The sequence below is a fragment of the Cyanobium sp. FACHB-13342 genome (assembly GCF_014697415.1).
Taxonomy (GTDB): domain Bacteria; phylum Cyanobacteriota; class Cyanobacteriia; order PCC-6307; family Cyanobiaceae; genus Cyanobium_A.
In genome coordinates, this window is the sequence record NZ_JACJRT010000007.1 from 158,534 (window position 1) to 177,098 (window position 18,565).

Consider the following 18,565-nt stretch of genomic DNA (forward strand, 5'->3'; position numbering starts at 1 on the left):
TCCACACCTAGCGCGGCTGCCAGCGGTGGCGGGCCAGGGGCAAGCGGCCGGCAGCGTCCACCGGGATGCCCTCGGCCAGCAACAGCTCCCGTTGGATCCAGTCGCTGCCTTCGCGGCTGGGCGTGAAGCTGATCTGGCCGCGGGCATTCACCACCCGGTGCCAGGGAATCGGCGAGGGCAGGGGCAGGCGGCGCAGGGCCCAACCCACCTGGCGCGCCGCACCCCAAACACCAATCAGCTCGGCGATCTGGCCGTAGGTGGCGAGCTGGCCCGGGGGGATCTGGGCCACGGCATCCCATACCCTCTGATCAAAGGAGTGCTGCCGCCCATGCCCCTGCTGCCCCGCCGCTTCGAGCGGCTCAAGGCCGTGCTCGATCGCCGCATGGGCGATCTCACCGTGGTGCTGGAGCACGTCGACAAACCCCACAACCTCTCGGCGATCCTGCGCAGCTGCGACGCCGTGGGGGTGCTGGAGGCCCATGTGGTGAGCCTGGCAGGCCGAACGCCCACCTTCAACTGCACGGCGAAGGGCAGCGAGAAGTGGGTGCCCCTGCACCGCCACAGCGACGGCGACAGCGTGGCGCTGCTCACCCAGCTGAAGGCCCAGGGCTTCCGGCTCTATGGCACCGACCTCTCGGTGGAGGCGGTGGACTACCGCCAGTGCGACTTCACCGGCCCCAGTGCGCTGGTGCTGGGGGCCGAGAAGTGGGGGCTGAGCGCGGCGGCGGCGGCGCTGGTGGACCAGCCGATCGTGATCCCGATGCAGGGCATGGTGCAGTCGCTGAACGTGAGCGTGGCCTGCGCCACCTTGCTGTTTGAAGCGCTGCGCCAGCGGCAGGCGGCCGGGGTGCTGCCGAGCCACGGCGAGGGGGTGCCAGCCGGGCGCTACGGGCCGTTGCTGTTTGAGTGGGCCTACCCGGAGGTGGCGGCCTGGTGCCGCAAGGAGGGGCGCCCCTACCCGGCCCTGGATGCGGAAGGCGCCATCAGCGAAACCCTGCCCCGCACGGTCAAGCTGCGCTACTGAAACCGGCGGGCACTGGGCAGCCACAGGGCCAGGCCGAGGGCAGCCAGCTCGAGGGGAATCTGGCGGCCGCCCAGCAACACCACGGCCAGGGCCACCGCAGCGATCAGCTTCTGGAACAGACTCCAGACGTCGTCGGCATTGGCGCTGCCGCTGCACCACAGGGCGGCCGCGACGGCCAGCAGGAGCAGATCCAACCACCAAGGCATGGGTTCGACCTACGGCTGGATCAATTCTGGCGCGGCCTCAGGATCCTGTGCGCTGACCGGCGCCCCCACTGAGCCAGCTCTCAAGCCCTTCCCCCAGGAACGACAGGCCGAGCACCAGCACAAACAGGGCCAGCCCGGGATAGAGGGCCGTCCACCAGATGCCGGTGGGCACGGCGGTGAGGGCCTGCTGCAGGTCGCCGCCCCACTCCGGGATGGTTTCGGGCAGGCCCAGGCCCAGGAAACCCAGACCCCCCAGCACCAGCACCGCATCGGCGGCGTTGAGGGTGAGCAGCACCGGCACCGAGGTGATCACGTTGCGCAGCAGGTAGCGGCGCAGGATCCAGATCGGGCCAGCACCCAGCGAGCGGGCCGCCTCCACAAACAACTCCGCCTTCACCTGGGCCGTTTGGTTGCGCACCACCCGGAAGTACTGGGGGATGTACACCACACACAGGGCGGCGGCGGCGTTGGGCAGGCCGCGGCCCAGCAGGAAGGCCAGCACCACCGAGAGCAGCAGCACGGGCAGGGTGTAGAGGGTATCCATGAGCAGCACCAGCACCCGATCCACCCAGCCGCCCAGGTAGCCGCTCACCATGCCCAGGGGCACCCCGATCACCAGGGCAATCACCAGGGCCAGCAGCACCACCTGCAGGGCCACGCCGCTGCCGGCGAGGGTGCGCACGCACACATCACGGCCCAGGCGATCGGTGCCGCACCAGTGCTCAAGAGACGGGGCGGCGTAGATCGGGTTTTGGAGGCCGGCATTGGGATCGGCCAACCAACCGGCGTGCACCAGCAGGGGTGTGAGCAGGGCCACCAGGGCGTAGGTCACCACGATCACCAGACCCCAGCGGGCCATGCGACCCGAGAGGCTGGTGGCACGGCGAAGGGCGAAGCCTGCAAACACAGGGCCGGCGACAGCAATGGGCACCAGTTGAGCAGAGACGGGGCTCCAGCGCCATGGCGAGCAGAGCTAACTTTGATGCTTGATGTCAAACATCAGATGCGCACCACCCTGCGGCTGGATGACGACGTGCTCTCGGCAGCGCGCGTTCTGGCTCGGGAACGGCGCCAGCCCATCGGCAGCGTGATCAGCCAATTGCTGCGCCGCGCCCTAACCAGCCCAAACCCAGCGGATCCAGCCAGCCCCTCTCAGCCCCACCGCAATGGCTTTCCGTTGCTGCCCCTGCAGCCCACTGGAGGCCCCGTGGATCTCGAGCTGGTGAACAGCCTGCGGGAGGACGGGAATTGATCCCGGTCGCCCTTCTCGACGCCAACGTGCTGATTGCCTTAATCGACCCCAGGCATGTGCATCACGAGAGCTGCCACCGTTGGTTTTCCAGCCGGGGAAAGGCACCTTGGGCCAGTTGCGCGGTGACCCAGAACGCGGTGCTGCACATCGTGGGACATCCGCGCTATCCCAATTGCCCGGGATCCCCGGCGGTGGTGAGCCAGATCCTGCTGGAGCTGGTCTCCCATCCCCAGCATCAGTTCTGGGCAGAAGCCCCGAGCCTCCTGAGCCTTGACCATGTCAACCCCAGGGCCCTAGTGGAATCGGGCCAAATCACCGACACCTATCTCTTGGCTCTGGCGGTGCACCAGGGAGGGGTACTGGCCAGCCTCGACAAACGCCTCAGCACCCTTGCCGTGACAGGCGGCCAGGGCGCCCTTGAGCTGATTCCCACCGACGCCACCGCCCCCTAACCTCCGCGCATGTCTATCCACCGGCTGCTGATCGTCGACGACGACCCGGAACTGCGCCACTTCCTGCGCACCGAGCTGGAGATCGAGGGCTATGGCTGCAGCGAAGCGGCCACGGGCCAGCAGGCCCTGGCCCAGATCCGCGCTGAACGCTGGGACCTGCTGCTGCTCGACTGGACCCTGCCGGATTTCAGCGGTGTGGAGATCTGCCGCCGGCTGCGGGGCAGCGGCGACCACACGCCGGTGCTGATGCTCACCGCCCGCGACGACGTGCGCGAGCGGGTGGAGGCCCTCGATGCGGGCGCCGACGACTACCTCACCAAGCCCTTTTCGATCGAAGAACTGCTGGCCCGGGTGCGGGCCCGGCTGCGGCGGCGCAGCAATGGCACGGATGCGCAGGAGAGCCTGCGACTGGCGGATCTGGAACTCACGCTGGCCAGCCGGGAGGTAAGTCGCAGCGGCGAGCCGGTGCTGCTCTCCGGCCGGGAATTTGAGCTGCTGCTGCTGCTCCTGCGCGAGCCCAACCGGGTGCACAGCCGCGAAGCCATCCTCAGCGCCGTGTGGGGCGACCAGTGGGTGGGCGACGACAACGTGCTGGATGTGTACATCCGGGCGCTGCGGCGCAAGCTGGAGCGCGAGGGCCAGCCCACCTTGATCCAGACGGTGCGCGGCGTGGGCTTCATGTTGAAGGAGGGACCCCCAAAGACCTGACCACCGGGAGATACAGCTGGAAATCAGCGCCGCCGCCGGGGGCATCGGCCGCCATCACGGAGCCACCCATCCCCTCCATCAGCAGGCGCACCACGGCCAAGCCGATGCCGCTGCCCCGGCTGTTGGCGTTGATGGCGGCGCTGCCGCGGGCGAAGCGCTCAAAGATCGTCTCCCGTTCACTGGGAGCCACCCCCGGGCCCTGATCCCGCACATGCAGCACCAGGGCATCGCCGAGCTGATCAGCCGCCAGGCTCACCGGCAGGGGCGTGGGGCTGTAGTGGAGGGCGTTCTCAATCAGGGCCGCCAGACACTGCTGCAGCCGTTCCGGATCACCCAGGCCCACCGGCAGCTCTGATGCTGGGGGCTCCAACTGCAAGCGCCAGCCGCTGCTCGGGGCCAACCGCTCATAGGCCTGCACCAGGACCTCGTCGGCCAAGATCGGCCGCCGGCGCAGCACCAACCGGCCGGAATCCTGGCGAGCCAGATCCAGCAGATCGCTCACCAGGTTGCCCATGCGCTGGGACTCCTGCTCAATCAGCCGCAGGGAGGGGGCCACCACCTCCAGGTTGGGCTGCCGCAACAGCCGCTGGGCATGGCCCGAGATGAGGGTGATCGGTGTGCGCAACTCATGGGCCACCCCATCCACAAAGGAGCGCTGCCTCTCCCAGGAGGTGGACAGGCGATCCTGCAGATCGTTGAAGGCCGCGGCGATCGGCTGGAGCTCTTCCGGTTGGTCGGCCACGGGAATCTGGTCGCCGGGCACCGGCGGGGCCTGGGTGGAATCGAGCAGAGCCGTGAACTCCTGCAGGGGCTGCACTAGGCCCCGCTGCAGCACCAACCGCAGCAAGCCACTGGTAAAGAGGCTCGACACCCCCGCCGCCACCGCCAGCAGCCAGAACGCCAAACGCTCCTGCTGCAGCGAGGCGGAAACGTTCTGCTCCACCATCAGGGTGAAGGTGGAGCCATCCTCAAGCTGGAGGGGCTGGGTGCTGGTGAGCCAGCCCTCGCCATCGCCCTGCTGCAACTCGGGAGGGTTGGCCCTAGAGGAAGCCCCGCGCAGCACCCGCAGCCGCAGGCTGGGCAACAGGGCCTGACGCAGCAATGGCTCCAGCTGATCGCCGCTGGTGGCCCGACTCTGCAGCTCGCCCACCAACTCCCCCACGAGCTGCTCATGGGCCAGGCGCCGCTGCAGGCCGGCCACACCCTGGTTGAGCAGGAGCAGCAAGCTGTAGCCCGCCAGTACCGCCAACAACGAGGTGGACTGCAGCCAGAGCCGCAAGGGCGAGATGCGCATCGAGGGCGGCCTGCACCAGAGAGAGCGATGCCGGCATTTTCAGCCAATTTTCAGAAAACGCTCAGGTTGCCACCCTGTTCCATCGCAGCCCGATCCCTCAAACTTAGGGAAGTTCATTTATCCGGGCTGTCCAGGCCCTCACTCCATGGCCTCAAGCCTGAGCTCCAACCACCTGCTGATTTCCACCCTGGCCAAGCGCCAACGCTCCAAGAACCCCCTGCAGGCCGGCTTCACGTTGATTGAGCTGCTGGTCGTTATTATCATCATCGGCATTTTGGCCGCCATTGCCCTGCCGGCATACCTAAATCAAGCCGACAAGGCCAAGGCCAACTCTGCAAAGTCCTTGGTTTCTGCGGCAGCAAAAGAGTGCCAAGCCTACCTCGTAGATCCCGTCGGGCCTTGGAATCAAACCACCGGTGGCGGTGGCAATTCTATTATACTTACACCTGATTCCGAAAGCGACCAAGCAAGTGACTGCGATCCAGCCGCAAACCCCGTTGGCGAATGGGAAGCCGAAGTTGACGGCAAAGGCTGGACATACAGGACTAGCATTTCTTCCGATGGCACTGTGACTAAATCATGCACCGCTGACTTTGGTTGCACAACTGGAACTTGGTAATCAATACGATTACTTAATCCAATAAAGACTCAAACCCGGCCTTCAAGGCCGGGTTTTTCTTTGCATATACCCAAGTCGATTCAACTCGAATAAATTCAGAGCCCTCAGTCGCCTTCCCCCTCTTCGAAGGTGAACCAGCGACCTGGAAATGAATGGCAAACATTGCATGGAGCGGCAATGCAATCCTGCAGCAAAATCGAATCCACCCGAAGTCATTATCGACAACCACCACCTCCCAGCCGTTCGTGGTGGTGTCCAATCAGATTGAGCAGCACGCCGTCGGGGATGCCGCTCTTGCCAATGTGGTGCAGCCCCAAAACGACCAATTTGTTCCAGGGCGAGAACACCGAGACTGAACAACTCGATCAACGCTTCGAGGGCAGCAACCCACCACAGCTCTCAATGGTCATTCAGCTAAGGCAAGCGCCACCGGCAACTGGGTGTGCAAACTGCCCCCATCGCCCCACACCTGCTGCAGCTCCAGCTGCAGCAGCCCAGTAGGCCCATCGGGCTGGGCCCGAAATCCCTCGCTTGGCGCCAGCGCATCGATCACCACACGGTTTTGGGCCGCGCCGCGACCCAACTCGCCATGGAGGCCGTAGGCCGGGCCGCAGCGCATCAGCACCCGGCCACGCCAGATCGGCTCGGCGGGCTTGCCCAGCGAGTAGGTGATCGGCACGGCGTCTGGATTGCCCGCAGCGGGGGCCAAATGCAGCACCACCGTGCGGCCGGCAAGGTTGCAGGCGGGGCGCACCACCAGCGGATCGGCCAGCCCGCCTGCTTGGAGCAGATCACCCCGCACCAACTCCAGGGTGCGCTGGGCCACAGCGCGCTCCCGCAACAGCCGGCCAAAGCGCTGGCTGTTGGCACCTTCCGCCACCAGCGCATGCAGCAGCACCCCACTCAGGCCGCAGCCGATCGCCAGGGCCAGCAGCAGCTCCACCAGGGAAAAGCCCCTACTCCCCTGAGCCGCTCGCAAAGGAAGGCAAATCACAACGTCTCCTCCGCCCGGCAGGCGCTGCTCCTGGGGTCGTCGCCCAGCGGGCCGGTGTAACGGCCCAGCCGCACCACCCCCAGCGGCAGCGACATCACCAGGCAGCGGCGCAACTCCGTACCCGCAGCACTCACCACCACGGTGCCGCCGTCGAGCACCAGCCCGTTGCTGCTGAAACGCAGGGCAGCAGGCAGGTTGTGCTGCAGCGCCACCCCAGCGGCCTCTCCCGCACCATCCCCATCGGCCAGCACCCCGCCGCAGCCCGGCAAGCTGCCGCCGCTGGGCTCACGCCAACCCGCGGGGCCCAACTCCAGCGCACAGGGTTGCCCCAGGCTCTGGGCCTGCTGGCGCGCCTGCTCCAGGCCCCAGCCCAGCCGCCGCGTGGCCGTCTCCACCCGCATGCGGGCCAGGCTGCGCTGACCACCATCGAGGGCGAGCGCAGCCAACAGGCCGAGCACCGCCACCGCCACCAGCAGCTCGGGCAGGCTGAAGCCCGCCCCGGCCTGGCGTGGCTCAGAGCGCCCCATGGTCTGGCTCCGCTGAGGTGGTGTCCGGTGCGATCGATTCCGCCGGCTGGGACTCCCCGCACAGCCCATAGGCCGCCGGGCTGAACCAGCGCTGCCGCTGCGCGCCCTCGCCACCGGCCACCTGCAGCCGCACCAGGGCCCCGGGCTCGGCCCGCACCTGCAGCTCCACCCCCGGCAGAGCGGGCTGGGCCTGCAAGTGGGCCGCCAGCCAGGTGCTGGCCGCTGTGCAATCGGCTGCGATCGGCGCACCGGCCAAGGCCACCAGCTGGCTCTGGCTGCTGAGCAGGGCGGCATCGAGCTGGGCCAGCTGCTGCTGACGCCCCTCCGCCTGGCGCGTCCAACTGGTGCTACCGGCCCAGAGCTGCAGCGAGCAACTCGACGAGCTCACCAGCATCGCCGAGGCCACCAGCGCTTCCACCAGGTTCATGGCGCCACCCCCTGGGCCGCGCGGCCGCGCAGCCCCAGCTCCCGCAGCGCCAGCAGCCGCACCCCACCGGCGGCAGGGGCCACCGGCCGAGCCAACTCCAACGCGAAGGCGGCCCGCAACGGGCGCGGCTGCTCGGCCGTGGGCACCAGCTCGAGCGTGGCCACGGCCTGGCTGCGCTGCAGCCCGTCCAGCCCCGCGGGCTCCGGCCAGCGGGGGCCCTCCCAGGCCACGAGGCGATAGGCCACCGACCCCACCTGGCCCGTCTGCCCCTCCAGCTCCCCGCCGGCGAGCTGGCCCGCCGCACCAGCCACCCAGTGCTGGGCCGCCGACATCAGGGCATCTTCCGCCTGGCGCAGGCGCTGGCCTCCCTGCACCTGACCGCGCGCCTGCAGGGCGGCGGCCTGCAGCGACAGGCTGCTCAGCACCAACACCAGCGACGTACTGGCCGCCAACGGCAACAGAAAGCCGCCATCGGCGGCGGGGCGATGGACGCGACGGGGCATACCCCCTCCTGCAACGGAACCCGCTCAGCATTCCCACAGGGGCCAAATCCTGAGAACGCCGCTAATTTGTGGCCACGCGCGAGCTGCGATGCGCCCGCCAATGCGCCCCCTGTTGCCCGCCGTGCCCAAACCGCTCCAATCCTGGTGGAAGCAGGAGCGTCAGGATGCCCCTCGCTCCGCGCGGCAGCGCCGGATGCTGCTGCTGCTGGTGGTGCTCACCGGCCTGCTGATCGCCCTGCTGGCCCGGCACCTCGGCAAGGAGCTCCTGCTGCTCGCCCTCCTGCTGGCCGGGCTGCTGGTGAGCCGCATCATCCTGATGCTCGACCGGCGCCGTCAGCTGCTGGTGCAGGCCCGCCAGGAACGACGAACCGCCGGCCGGATCCGCCAGACCAGCCGCGACCTCGACGCCATGCTGCAGCAGCTGGGCATGCAGCCCGACAGCTTTGAGCGGGGGGAGATCAAATTCAAGATGAGCCAGCTCACCAGCCGCATGGAGTGGCTGCTGCAATCGGCCCGCTCGCTGGCCCTGCTGGATGCCCTCACCCAACTGCCCAACCGGCGCCATTTCATCGAGCAGGTGCAGATTGAGCTGGCCCGCGCCAAGCGGGGCCGCAAGCGCTTCGCCGTGCTGTTCATCGACGTCGACAAGTTCAAGGCGATCAACGACACCTACGGCCATGCCACGGGCGACCGGGCCCTGATGGCCGTGTCGCAACGGCTCAAAACCACGATTCGCGCCGGGGATTTCCTCTCCCGGCTGGGCGGCGATGAGTTTGCGGTGTTGATGGATCTCTCGGCGATCCAGAACCCCTCCGAACAAACCCTCAAGGCCCATGCCCACCTGTTCGCCTGCCGGATCATGGCGATGTTTGAGGAGCTGGCCGACCTGGGCAGCGTCAGCATCGACATCTCCATCAGCATCGGCGTGAGCGTGGTGGATCCCGACAGCAGCGATCCGGAGGCGATCCTGCGCCAGTCGGATGTGGCCATGGACCTGGCCAAGCACCAGCAACATGCCCGGGTCGCGGTGTTCGACGTGGCCACCACCAAGGGCAGCTATGACGACTACCAGCTCTACGCCGACCTCAGGGACGCCGTGCGCTCCGGTGGCCTGAGCATGGCGTTCCAACCGGTGGTGGATGGGGAGCAGGGGCTGCGCGGCGTGGAGGCCCTGGCCCGCTGGCACCACCCCAGCCGGGGCTTCATTGCCCCGGATGTGTTCATCACCATGGCCGAGCGCTATCGGATGATGCGCGAACTCGGCGATTACCTCTTCCAGGCCAGCCTCGACGGCTTTCTGGAGTTGCGCCAGGCACTATCCAACCCGGCGCTGCGCCTCTCCACCAACATCAGCCCCTCCCAGCTGGGCGACCCCCAGCTGCAGGTCCGGCTGCTGGGCATGCTCGAGCGCTCGGGCGTGGATCCGGCCCTGGTGACACTAGAAATCACCGAGGTGTCGATCCTGGAGCGCACCACCACCAGCGAAGCCAACCTGCAGGCCCTGCGCCAGGCCGGCATCGAGCTCTCCCTCGATGATTTCGGCACGGGCTACTCCTCCCTCAACCTGATCAACACCCTGCAGCCCAACGAGATCAAGATCGATCGCTCCTTCGTGCTGGCGCTGCACGACGACCCCTACGCCCGCCAGATCGTGGAGGTGATCGCCGGCATGTCCACCCAGATGGCCCTGCACCTGGTGGCCGAGGGGGTGGAAGACGAGGCCACCTTCCGGGTACTGCGGGAGCTGGGCATCCAGTATTTCCAGGGCTATTGGTTCAGCAAGCCCCTACCCGTCGCCGACCTGGCCGCCCGCTACGGGGCAGCGCCGAAGCCAACCAGCCCCTAGGCTGAACCTGACCAGTTGACCTGTTGACCATGCGCTCCGTTGGCCTGGCGGAAGCGAAAGCCCAGCTTTCCGCGCTCCTGGACGCGGTGGAAATGGGTGATGAGGTGGTCATCACCCGGCGCGGGCAACCGGTGGCACGGCTGGTGCGCGAAGCGCTGCCCCTCGCAGCGGAGCCAGCATCGTCCTGGGTCGAGCGGCTCAGACGCTTCCATCACAACCAGGCCCCCTCAACCTCGAGCGCGGTGGCACTGGTGCGCGAACTGCGGGACGAGGAATGAGCGTGCCAGCGGTGGCCCATGCCTATGTGGACAGCTGCATCCTTCTCTCCCTGTTTCTTGGAGACAGCGGCTATCCAGCCGCTGAACAGTGGCTGCTCAACCAAGGCAAGACGCCACTGTGGATCAGCCACTGGATGCTGCTCGAATTTGCCGGCGTGGTAGCCCTGTGCGTACGACGCGGTGACCTCACGGCAGAGCGTGCCGCAACGATTCACTCAGAATTTGAGTGTTTCCGGCAGGAACGGCTGCAATTGCTGGAACCACGGGGCATCGACTTCCTGCAAGCTCGGCAGTGGCTGCAGCAGGGCCAAAGCCAGGCAAGGCTGCGAAGCGGCGACGCGTTGCACCTGGCTATCGCCAAGCGTGAAGGTTTGACCCTGACGACAGCCGACAAGGCGCTGATCGACGCTGCAGAGGTCCTGGGCCTGCCCCACAAATGGGTGGCCTGATTCCTGGCCTCTCCTGTAATCCGTACAGCCTGTACAGCCTGTACAGCCTGTACAGCGTTCAAGAGAGCACCTGTTTCCCCCTTCAATCACGAGAAGAAACGAGGACGCCCTACTGATTCAGCTTGAGCACGGCCATGAAGGCCTCCTGGGGTACGTCCACCTTGCCCATCGCCTTCATGCGCTTTTTGCCCTTGGCCTGCTTCTGCAGCAGTTTTTTCTTGCGGGAGATGTCACCGCCGTAGCACTTGGCGAGCACGTCCTTGCGCATGGCGCTGATGCTCTCAGAGGCGATCACCCGGCTGCCGATCGACGCCTGGATCGGGATCTTGAACTGCTGGCGCGGAATCAGTTCCTTGAGTTTCTCCACCAGCCCCTTGCCCACGTTGTAAGCCTTGTCGCGGTGCACGATCGTGGTGAGCGGATCGGCCTTCTCGCCATTGATCAGCACATCAAGGCGCACCAGCTCATTTTTGCGGTAGCCGATCAGGCTGTATTCCATCGAGGCGTAGCCCTTGGTGCGCGATTTCATCTGGTCGAAGAAGTCGGTCACCACTTCGGCCAGGGGCAGCTCGTAGTGGAGGGTCACCCGGTCGGTGGTGATGTATTTCATGTCGATGAATTCACCGCGCCGGTCTTGGCACAGCTCCATCAAGGTGCCGTTGTAGGAGTTGGGCGTGTAGATCTCGAGCTTCACGTAGGGCTCTTCGATCGATTCGCGCTTCTGCGGATCGGGAAGGGTGGCGGGGTTGTCCACCATCAGGGTGCTGCCATCGAGCATGTTCACCTGATAGATCACCGAGGGGGCGGTGACGATCAGATCGAGGTTGTATTCCCGCTCAAGCCGCTCCTGCACGATCTCCATGTGCAGCAGGCCCAGGAAGCCGCAGCGAAAGCCGAAGCCCATGGCGCTGCTGGTTTCGGGCTCGTATTTGAGCGCCGCATCGGAGAGCTGCAGCTTGTCGAGGGCCTCGCGCAGGTCGGGGTATTGGTCAGCGTCGGTGGGGAACAGGCCGCAGAACACCATCGGCTTGGCCTCGGTGTAGCCGGGCAGGGGCTCGGCGGCGGGATTGGCCACCAGGGTGATCGTGTCGCCCACGCGGGCATCGGCCACGGCCTTGATTGAGGCGGCCAGGTAGCCCACTTCGCCGGCATGGAGCGAGTCCACCTGGCGCTGATCGGGGGCCATCACCCCCACCTCATCGAGCTCGTAGGTTTTCTTGCTGGCCATCAGCAGCACCTTGTCGCGCTTGCTGATCGAGCCGGAGATCACCCGGAAGTACACGATCACGCCCCGGTAGGGGTCGTAGTAGGAGTCGAAGATCAGGGCCCGCAGGGGCTCGGTGAGCTTGTCGGGCGGGGGGGGTACCCGATCCACCACGGCCTGGAGGATCTCGGGCACCCCCAGGCCGGTTTTGGCGGAGCAGTGGATGGCATGGGAGCAATCGAGGCCGATGATCGCTTCAATCTCTTCGGCGATGCGATCGGGATCGGCTCCAGGGAGGTCGATCTTGTTGAGAACGGGAATGATCTCGAGATCGTTTTCCAGGGCCAGGTACACGTTGGCCAGGGTTTGGGCTTCCACGCCCTGGGAGGCATCCACCACCAGCAGGGCCCCTTCGCAGGCCTGCAGGGAGCGACTCACTTCATAGGAGAAGTCCACATGGCCGGGGGTGTCGATCAGGTTGAGGATGTAGGTCTCCCCGTCGGCCGCGGTGTACTCCATGCGGGCGGCCTGAAGCTTGATGGTGATGCCGCGCTCACGCTCGAGCTCCATGTTGTCGAGGAACTGCTCCTGCATGTCCCGGGCGGCTACGGTGCCGGTGTCTTGCAGGAGACGGTCGGCCAGGGTGGATTTCCCGTGGTCGATGTGGGCGATGATGCAGAAATTGCGGATCCGCTGAACGGGAACGTCGGTCATCGCGCCGGCGGAGGCTGCATGGGGGCTGGGGCCAGCCTAGGAGACGGGGCCCGCCCGAGCAGGGCCAATCCCCCTGCCGACCCACCGCCTTGGCTCGGTTCCCCACTGGGCCATAGAGTTGCTGGCAAGAGTTGTTCAAACCAGCTATATCCATGGCGCCTGGATACCTCCCAACCCAAGGCAGCAACGAGCAGGAGCGCCGCCGGGTGGGCCGGGAGGAAGGGCTCAACCTGTTATTTGCCGCCGCCCAGGATGTGGCGCGGGAGGAGGGCAAGCTGGCCGACGGCATCTACGCGTCGCTCGAGCAGTCGCGAATCAGCCCCACCAGCTTCACCCTGATCAGCGCTGAGGGGCAAACCATCGCCCGGGTGTCCCTGGCCAAGGCCCGGGAAGTGATCGCCCTGCGGCGGGAGATTGCCCGGGAGGTGACCCGCAAGGCCAAGCTGGAGATCACGCCCTACGCCAACGACCAATCCAACAAGCGCAATTTCCGCAACCTGCCGGAGGAAACCCGGGCCCTGGCCTGGGCAATCACCACGGGGCGCCGCTTCCCGGCCAAGGGCTACAGCCGCCGGGATATTCAAATCGCCGTGCTGCTGCTGTTTCCGCTGATCGTGCCAGGAGCATGGCTGCTGATTCGCATTGCCCAGAAGCGCAAGCGCTACGACAAAGACCTCAAAGACTTGGTGCTGCGCTGGAAGAGCAACGGGCGGCAAGACCCGGCTCCCAACCTGTTTGCCCACTTCCACCTCGACTGAACCGCCCCGGGTAGACTGGCTTCAAAGCAAGTTGGCCCCGATGAGCAGCGACACCACCGCCCCTGAAGCCATTGGCCATGACCCCCGGGCGCTGACGCTCGAAAACGTGGAGCGCACCCTCGATGAACTCCGGCCCTACCTGATGGCTGATGGAGGCAACGTGGAAGTGGTAGAAATCGATGGACCGATCGTGAAGGTGCGCCTCCAGGGAGCCTGCGGCAGCTGCCCCAGCAGCACCATGACCCTCAAGATGGGCATTGAACGGAAGTTGCGTGAGGCAATTCCCGAGGTGAGCGAGGTGGTGCAAGTTCTTTAGATATTGAGCGCTACGGAGGCGGAGGCGGATCCTGAACGTAAAAAGACTTTGCCCTAGCAACAGCACAACCAATCGCGAATTTTGATGCAGAGGTCGATGATTGCTTGATTTGATAAACAAACTGCCTAAGCCCATCTGTTATTTCATTATTGCAAGATGCATTTGCCGCAAATACTGGCTCTAACAAAGTGTCCCTAGAAAGCATCGCATCCACATAAACAGGCCCAGCGGGAGGGAATCCGTGGTCTAGAGTTCCATTAACATTTGTCCTGGGTCCACAACGCCTCAGATTATCTCCATCTTGATAATAATGTATGTAGGAAGTATTTAATGGGTTAAGAACGTCACCTTCGGGCCAGGGAACATATAGGGTAATGATAGATTTAATCCCGCTTGCAATACCACACTCTGGCATATTTTGCGCAACTTTTATTTCTCTTGCCTCACTCGATTCAACCTGCAAGAGATAGCCAAGCCTGCCAGCCTCTTCACGCAACCTCTGCTGAACTTCAGAACGCACAGAAGTCTGAAGATGCTGCACCATCAGCGAAGTTATTGCAGGAATTACTAACCCACCAATCAACAATACAACAAGAAGCTCAGGCAAAGAGAAACCATAACTATAGTTCAGCTGGACGCGCCTCGACTCAAACTTGCGAAACAAAAGGCTGGCGAACACAATACAAGAAAGCTGCATCCTAATACCTCGAGAAGTCATTGCAGTCAACTGAAATAGAAGGGGCCGAATTATTTTTCCCAATTCTTACCACTCCGAGGATTTCATCTATTCTAATGCATCTAAGCGGCCCGCCCTCGGGGAATATTTTTATTAGCACCGGCGATTCTTGATCAGAAGAAAACACAGTACCTCGGGGAGTGAAAACAATATCGGGTTCATTTGAATTAGAACTTGCATTTAACACAGAAAATTGAAAGTCAAATTCGCTTACAGAAGCCGCTTCTAGCCTTAGATCAGAATCGGGAAGACATGGCGACGAAGCAATTGCATCGCGAGAACTTATTACCGTTTTTTCAGAGAAAATAACAGGACAGCCGCCCGATTCAGCATCAGGATCTACGCGTTTCATCGCTATGTTGCGCAAATTCTCAAGCCATCCAGTAATCTCAATAGCCGCAGAGTTAGCCCTCTCTCGCCTCAGAATAGAGAAGCTAATGCCAAGAATAATTGAAGAGAGTACTCCAATAATGGCTACCACTACCAAAAGCTCAGCCAGACTGAAAGCTCTAATATTAGACGCAATAAGGCGGACGGGAAGACCAACTCGCTTAGAATGCTTCATGGACACCACGCTGCAACAACAGGATATATATTATATGCCCTATTAATGCCATCAGCAGTATAAGTCACCAGAATTAGGTGATCACCAGAAGCGGCACTTGCTTTAGCGACAGTTCGACTGACATTTGTCGATAAAGGAACTTTTCTGAGCTCGTTAACCAATGAAGCCGTGAGATCAGGAGCAGATGTTACGCCACCACCACCTTTACAGGAATCGACAAAACTTTGCCGATTTGCAGGATTTTGTGGAAAGTAGTAGTCAGAAAAACCAAAGTTTGCAGCACATGAGTTGGGCTTTGGCCACGCACAAACACCCGAGCAGCAAGTATATTCTTCAGATATTTTTCGGAGCCTTGATATATCTGAATCGATTGCAGATTGATTTTTAGCCAAATTACCAGTTCGCAATGTGGAGCGAACCGTAATCCCAAATAATGAGGCAACTGCAGAGATAAGCAAGGCGAGCAACAGAACCGCAACCAACAACTCAATAAGAGTAAATCCGATCGGAGTTTTCAGGTTTTTTTTAGATTTTCTTGTGATAATGTATTTCATTTGATTCATGCAATAGGCATCCCTAGAAGCCAGAAGCTTGTGCATAACTTCTAGCCACATAGTCAATCAATGCTCCCACTTTCGGGGGGCAGCCGTCAGGCGATGCTTCACAAAACCCTGGATTTGTCTTAGGAACTTGCAAAGTAACGCTGCCATTCATATATAACGAGCTAACCCATATCCTCCCCGTGAAGGAAGAATTACCTATAAAGTCAACCGATCCGTACGGGGCAATGATGTCCATAGCCAAGCCATTATTACCCTGAAGCTCAAATGTACCTAAACCCGAACTAAACGCAAAGGCAGTTACTCTTTGGGAGTCGAATATGGTTGCGCTTGTATTGCAAGGACTTACACCTGGAGCACACTTAACATGACGCAAGAACGCTGTTCCCGTAGTCAAATCTATGTATTTAGTGGCTTCGGTTTTCGGCAACTTTGAAGCAGCTTTGGCTGCGTTATCATCAAAATAAAACTCAAATTGGCCATTCGATGAATCAATTAGAAGGCCGTTATTGCCAATCTTTGAGATTTGACTTAGGCGACAAGCGTATACTCCGGGAGACGAGGGAAGACAATTTGTCAATTCAACACAATCTGTACCATCTGATTTGCATTGAACAGGTTTGCCGTCTACTATGGTTATACGATTGCGGGTAGATGCGTCAACAACAGGCCAAGATTCGGCTCCGCCAACAGGAAATGGTGGTATTGTAAGAGGAAACTCAACTGGAACCAGACTGGTGCCAGTGTTGTTTGGATTACCGGCAACCCCACCTATTCTCATTCCATCACCACACGTGGGATTTGGTGTTGGATTAGTTACTTCCCCCCCAAGATTCAGCGTTCCTCCGTCCCAGCATATTGCTTGGCTAACTTGCTTAGGAGGTACGCTATCATTTAAAATTGTCAGCGTATTTTTGCTACTATCAACAATCCCATTGCTCATTCCAACTATGAGTCCATTTCCTGCGGATTCATCGGAAAAGCACTTTAGGCTATCATTTCCATAATTAGTAGCACCAATTAGATTTTGCCCAAAGGACCTGCGACAGCACTTGGGAACCACCTCAAATTCACGAGTGATGCGGGCTCGCGAAACTTCTTGACCGTTTCGCATTACTCTTCCAATCACAGAAATCCTAATTAAACTCTTTTGACTACCCGCCTCGAGCCCAGGAGTGATTGAAGCAAGCAAGGAACGATCTGTATTCCTATATTCAACAGCTGTTCCAGCGAAATCAAGCTGAAATTGCCTAGCTGTGTTTCCAGAAACTACGTTATGCCATATGGAGGGATTTTTATAATTAATTAACTTGTCAGAGATTTGAGTTCCCGCGCCTGAAACAACTCCACTAGAGTTTAATTTGGTGCAAGCGTTGATAAGATTAGGATTGCTTTTTAACCAAGCAACGCTATTTCCTGCAACCAAGGCCTTTCTGTTTGTTTCTCTGTTAAGCTCTTCGATTATCTGAATAACCCCCGATTCTGCAGCATCTCTTGCCTCGCGATTTCTAGCCTGTGAAACTGCACCGAAATAACCAGAAGATACCCTGGATGCTAATGCCACAGCACCAATTATAACAACCAAAAAAGCAAGTATTGCTAAAATAATCGAACCGGCTTCATGGCGCTTGTATTTCAAAGCGCGCAAAGCATAAGCAAAGATAATTGGATTTGGTTTTTTGGGGCTCATCGCCTGACTGCTTGAGCTTAGGTGTATTTGTAGATCTTAGGCTACTCCGACGCTTAGCGCAAGATTATTCCTCTCTCAGTCCTACGCTCACTGGCGCAACCTTCTCCTTCAGCCTGCACTTGCTTGTTATGTTAAGCGATTATACAGTTTGAAGCTGATGCTTAACCAGCGCCTCCTGCGCGACAGCCCTGAGCTGATCACCACCCAGCTGGCCCGGCGCGGCATGGCGCTCGATCTTGGCCCCCTCCAGCAGATCGCCCGCCAGGAGCGCGATCTCGAGGAACAGCGCAGCACGCTGCAAGCCGAAGGCAACCGCATCGGCAAGGCGGTGGGGCAGCAGATCCAGGGGGGAGCGGCACCGAACAGCCCCGAGGTGCAGGCCCTGCGGGACCAGGGCAACGCCATCAAGCAGCAGGTGGCGGGCCTGGAGGAGCAGGAGAAGGCCCTCGAACTCCAGCTGCGCGAGGCCCTCAGCGCCCTGCCCAACCTGCCTTCCCCCGAGGCGCCGGATGGTCGCTCCGAGGCCGAGAACGTGGAGATCAAGCGCTGGGGCAGCCCCCGCCTGGAAGACGGCCTCGAGGAGCACTGGCAGATCGGCGAGCGGCTGGGGCTGTTTGAAACCGAGCGCTCCGTGCGCATCGCCCAGAGCCGCTTCATCACCCTGATGGGCGCCGGCGCCCGCCTCGAGCGGGCCCTGATCAGCTTCATGCTCGATCTGCACGCCGGCAAGGGCTACCGGGAGGTGCTGCCGCCGATCCTGGTGAACTCCGCCAGCCTCACCGGCTCCGGCCAGCTGCCCAAGTTCGCCGAGGAGAGCTTCCGCTGCGCCGACGACGACCTCTGGCTCACCCCCACCGCCGAGGTGCCCCTCACCTCCCTGCACCGCGATGAGGTGCTCGCCGCCGAGCAGCTGCCGCTCAAATACGCCGCCTACACCCCCTGCTTCCGCCGCGAGGCCGGCTCCTACGGCCGCGACACCCGCGGCCTTATCCGCCTGCACCAGTTCAACAAGGTGGAGCTCTACTGGTTCTGCCATCCCGACGAGTCGGCCGCCGCCCACCAGCAGATCACCGCTGACGCGGAAGCCGTGCTCGAGGCCCTCGAGCTGCCCTACCGCAAGATCGAGCTCTGCACCGGGGATCTGGGCTTCTCCGCTGCCCGCACCTACGACCTCGAGGTGTGGCTGGCCGGCGCCGGCGCCTACCGCGAGATCTCCAGCTGCTCGGTGTGCAACGACTTCCAGGCCCGCCGCGCCGCCATCCGCTTCAAGCAGGGCAAGGGCACCCAGCTGGTGCACACCCTCAACGGCTCCGGCCTGGCCGTGGGCCGCACCATGGCCGCCCTGCTCGAAACCGGCCAGCAAGCCGACGGCTCCGTCAAGCTCCCCGCCGCCCTGGTGCCCTACTTCGGCGGCGACACGATCAGCGGGGGGTGATGGCGGAG

25 protein-coding genes are annotated in these 18,565 nt (G+C 62.2%); 12 read left to right on the forward strand and 13 right to left on the reverse strand.

Annotation, left to right across the window (positions count from 1 at the left end; genetic code table 11):
* Nucleotides 1-7 precede the first annotated feature (7 nt).
* Complete coding sequence (locus H6G16_RS04555) at nucleotides 8-376, reverse strand: MGMT family protein (RefSeq protein ID WP_347238801.1); 369 nt, start codon at nucleotides 374-376, stop codon at nucleotides 8-10.
* Here H6G16_RS04555 and H6G16_RS04560 point away from each other — a divergent pair.
* Nucleotides 329-1,024: a TrmH family RNA methyltransferase gene (locus H6G16_RS04560; RefSeq protein WP_242036170.1), complete on the forward strand. Its 696-nt coding sequence runs from the start codon at nucleotides 329-331 to the stop codon at nucleotides 1,022-1,024. The genes H6G16_RS04555 and H6G16_RS04560 overlap by 48 nt on opposite strands.
* Here H6G16_RS04560 and H6G16_RS04565 read toward each other — a convergent pair.
* Together H6G16_RS04565 and H6G16_RS04570 are read right to left on the reverse strand one after the other, a co-directional pair.
* Nucleotides 1,018-1,230 (reverse strand): hypothetical protein, encoded by a 213-nt coding sequence (locus H6G16_RS04565; protein WP_190389109.1) that lies wholly within the window; start codon nucleotides 1,228-1,230, stop codon nucleotides 1,018-1,020. The genes H6G16_RS04560 and H6G16_RS04565 overlap by 7 nt on opposite strands.
* A gap of 37 nt (nucleotides 1,231-1,267) precedes the next feature.
* Complete coding sequence (locus H6G16_RS04570) at nucleotides 1,268-2,089, reverse strand: ABC transporter permease (protein WP_190389281.1); 822 nt, start codon at nucleotides 2,087-2,089, stop codon at nucleotides 1,268-1,270.
* A 123-nt stretch (nucleotides 2,090-2,212) separates the two neighbouring features.
* Here H6G16_RS04570 and H6G16_RS04575 point away from each other — a divergent pair, with 123 nt between their 5' ends.
* Genes H6G16_RS04575 through H6G16_RS04585 form a run of 3 tightly spaced genes read left to right on the forward strand, consistent with a single transcriptional unit; the run spans nucleotide 2,213 to nucleotide 3,642 of the window.
* On the forward strand, nucleotides 2,213-2,482 hold the full coding sequence (locus H6G16_RS04575) for a CopG family transcriptional regulator (protein WP_242036171.1): 270 nt from the start codon (nucleotides 2,213-2,215) through the stop codon (nucleotides 2,480-2,482).
* Nucleotides 2,479-2,934, forward strand: a complete 456-nt coding sequence (locus H6G16_RS04580; protein WP_199289185.1) for a TA system VapC family ribonuclease toxin — start codon at nucleotides 2,479-2,481, stop codon at nucleotides 2,932-2,934. The genes H6G16_RS04575 and H6G16_RS04580 overlap by 4 nt, the downstream gene beginning before the upstream one ends.
* A 9-nt stretch (nucleotides 2,935-2,943) precedes the next feature.
* A complete protein-coding gene (locus tag H6G16_RS04585; RefSeq protein ID WP_190389110.1) occupies nucleotides 2,944-3,642 on the forward strand; it encodes a response regulator transcription factor in 699 nt (232 codons plus the stop codon).
* Here H6G16_RS04585 and H6G16_RS04590 read toward each other — a convergent pair.
* Entirely contained in the window at nucleotides 3,611-4,936 is a 1,326-nt protein-coding gene (locus H6G16_RS04590) for a HAMP domain-containing sensor histidine kinase (RefSeq protein WP_190389111.1), read from the reverse strand. The genes H6G16_RS04585 and H6G16_RS04590 overlap by 32 nt on opposite strands.
* Before the next feature lie 145 nt (nucleotides 4,937-5,081).
* Between H6G16_RS04590 and H6G16_RS13180 the strand changes: the two genes are divergently transcribed.
* Together H6G16_RS13180 and H6G16_RS04600 are read left to right on the forward strand one after the other, a co-directional pair.
* A complete protein-coding gene (locus H6G16_RS13180; RefSeq protein WP_190389112.1) occupies nucleotides 5,082-5,555 on the forward strand; it encodes a prepilin-type N-terminal cleavage/methylation domain-containing protein in 474 nt (157 codons plus the stop codon).
* A gap of 152 nt (nucleotides 5,556-5,707) precedes the next feature.
* Nucleotides 5,708-5,911, forward strand: coding sequence for a hypothetical protein (locus tag H6G16_RS04600; protein ID WP_190389113.1), 204 nt, complete (start codon nucleotides 5,708-5,710; stop codon nucleotides 5,909-5,911).
* Between the two features lie 50 nt (nucleotides 5,912-5,961).
* On the opposite strand, the gene H6G16_RS04605 is transcribed toward H6G16_RS04600, so the two are convergent.
* Genes H6G16_RS04605 through H6G16_RS04620 form a run of 4 tightly spaced genes read right to left on the reverse strand, consistent with a single transcriptional unit; the run spans nucleotide 5,962 to nucleotide 8,006 of the window.
* Entirely contained in the window at nucleotides 5,962-6,549 is a 588-nt protein-coding gene (locus tag H6G16_RS04605) for a prepilin-type N-terminal cleavage/methylation domain-containing protein (RefSeq protein ID WP_347238793.1), read from the reverse strand.
* Complete coding sequence (locus H6G16_RS04610; protein WP_190389115.1) at nucleotides 6,546-7,076, reverse strand: GspH/FimT family protein; 531 nt, start codon at nucleotides 7,074-7,076, stop codon at nucleotides 6,546-6,548. Before H6G16_RS04610 ends, H6G16_RS04605 begins: the two co-directional genes overlap by 4 nt.
* Nucleotides 7,063-7,503 (reverse strand): hypothetical protein, encoded by a 441-nt coding sequence (locus tag H6G16_RS04615; protein WP_190389116.1) that lies wholly within the window; start codon nucleotides 7,501-7,503, stop codon nucleotides 7,063-7,065. Before H6G16_RS04615 ends, H6G16_RS04610 begins: the two co-directional genes overlap by 14 nt.
* Nucleotides 7,500-8,006, reverse strand: a complete 507-nt coding sequence (locus H6G16_RS04620) for a hypothetical protein (RefSeq protein WP_190389117.1) — start codon at nucleotides 8,004-8,006, stop codon at nucleotides 7,500-7,502. The genes H6G16_RS04615 and H6G16_RS04620 overlap by 4 nt, the downstream gene beginning before the upstream one ends.
* A gap of 121 nt (nucleotides 8,007-8,127) precedes the next feature.
* On the opposite strand from H6G16_RS04620, the gene H6G16_RS04625 reads away from it, so the two are divergent.
* The 3 genes from H6G16_RS04625 to H6G16_RS04635 are packed head-to-tail and all read left to right on the forward strand — an operon-like array spanning nucleotide 8,128 to nucleotide 10,579.
* Complete coding sequence (locus tag H6G16_RS04625) at nucleotides 8,128-9,852, forward strand: bifunctional diguanylate cyclase/phosphodiesterase (protein ID WP_347238802.1); 1,725 nt, start codon at nucleotides 8,128-8,130, stop codon at nucleotides 9,850-9,852.
* 29 nt (nucleotides 9,853-9,881) lie between these two features.
* The gene (locus H6G16_RS04630; RefSeq protein ID WP_190389284.1) at nucleotides 9,882-10,130 is read left to right on the forward strand and encodes a type II toxin-antitoxin system prevent-host-death family antitoxin; all 249 of its coding nucleotides are present in this window, start codon (nucleotides 9,882-9,884) and stop codon (nucleotides 10,128-10,130) included.
* On the forward strand, nucleotides 10,127-10,579 hold the full coding sequence (locus H6G16_RS04635) for a type II toxin-antitoxin system VapC family toxin (RefSeq protein WP_190389119.1): 453 nt from the start codon (nucleotides 10,127-10,129) through the stop codon (nucleotides 10,577-10,579). Before H6G16_RS04630 ends, H6G16_RS04635 begins: the two co-directional genes overlap by 4 nt.
* A 109-nt stretch (nucleotides 10,580-10,688) precedes the next feature.
* Here the strand turns inward: H6G16_RS04635 and lepA are convergent, their stop codons facing one another.
* Nucleotides 10,689-12,497, reverse strand: coding sequence for a translation elongation factor 4 (gene lepA, locus H6G16_RS04640; protein ID WP_190389120.1), 1,809 nt, complete (start codon nucleotides 12,495-12,497; stop codon nucleotides 10,689-10,691).
* Between the two features lie 152 nt (nucleotides 12,498-12,649).
* Here lepA and H6G16_RS04645 point away from each other — a divergent pair, with 152 nt between their 5' ends.
* Both H6G16_RS04645 and H6G16_RS04650 read left to right on the forward strand, forming a co-directional pair.
* Complete coding sequence (locus H6G16_RS04645; RefSeq protein WP_190389121.1) at nucleotides 12,650-13,255, forward strand: hypothetical protein; 606 nt, start codon at nucleotides 12,650-12,652, stop codon at nucleotides 13,253-13,255.
* A 40-nt stretch (nucleotides 13,256-13,295) separates the two neighbouring features.
* Nucleotides 13,296-13,571: a NifU family protein gene (locus tag H6G16_RS04650; protein WP_190389122.1), complete on the forward strand. Its 276-nt coding sequence runs from the start codon at nucleotides 13,296-13,298 to the stop codon at nucleotides 13,569-13,571.
* Between the two features lie 10 nt (nucleotides 13,572-13,581).
* Here the strand turns inward: H6G16_RS04650 and H6G16_RS04655 are convergent, their stop codons facing one another.
* Genes H6G16_RS04655 through H6G16_RS04670 form a run of 4 tightly spaced genes read right to left on the reverse strand, consistent with a single transcriptional unit; the run spans nucleotide 13,582 to nucleotide 17,122 of the window.
* Nucleotides 13,582-14,235, reverse strand: coding sequence for a prepilin-type N-terminal cleavage/methylation domain-containing protein (locus H6G16_RS04655; RefSeq protein ID WP_190389123.1), 654 nt, complete (start codon nucleotides 14,233-14,235; stop codon nucleotides 13,582-13,584).
* A gap of 34 nt (nucleotides 14,236-14,269) precedes the next feature.
* The gene (locus H6G16_RS04660; protein WP_190389124.1) at nucleotides 14,270-14,872 is read right to left on the reverse strand and encodes a prepilin-type N-terminal cleavage/methylation domain-containing protein; all 603 of its coding nucleotides are present in this window, start codon (nucleotides 14,870-14,872) and stop codon (nucleotides 14,270-14,272) included.
* The gene (locus tag H6G16_RS04665; RefSeq protein WP_190389125.1) at nucleotides 14,869-15,471 is read right to left on the reverse strand and encodes a prepilin-type N-terminal cleavage/methylation domain-containing protein; all 603 of its coding nucleotides are present in this window, start codon (nucleotides 15,469-15,471) and stop codon (nucleotides 14,869-14,871) included. Before H6G16_RS04665 ends, H6G16_RS04660 begins: the two co-directional genes overlap by 4 nt.
* Entirely contained in the window at nucleotides 15,449-17,122 is a 1,674-nt protein-coding gene (locus H6G16_RS04670) for a hypothetical protein (protein WP_190389126.1), read from the reverse strand. Before H6G16_RS04670 ends, H6G16_RS04665 begins: the two co-directional genes overlap by 23 nt.
* A 157-nt stretch (nucleotides 17,123-17,279) precedes the next feature.
* On the opposite strand from H6G16_RS04670, the gene serS reads away from it, so the two are divergent.
* A complete protein-coding gene (gene serS / locus H6G16_RS04675) occupies nucleotides 17,280-18,557 on the forward strand; it encodes a serine--tRNA ligase (RefSeq protein WP_190389127.1) in 1,278 nt (425 codons plus the stop codon).
* The last annotated feature ends 8 nt before the right edge of the window (nucleotides 18,558-18,565 follow it).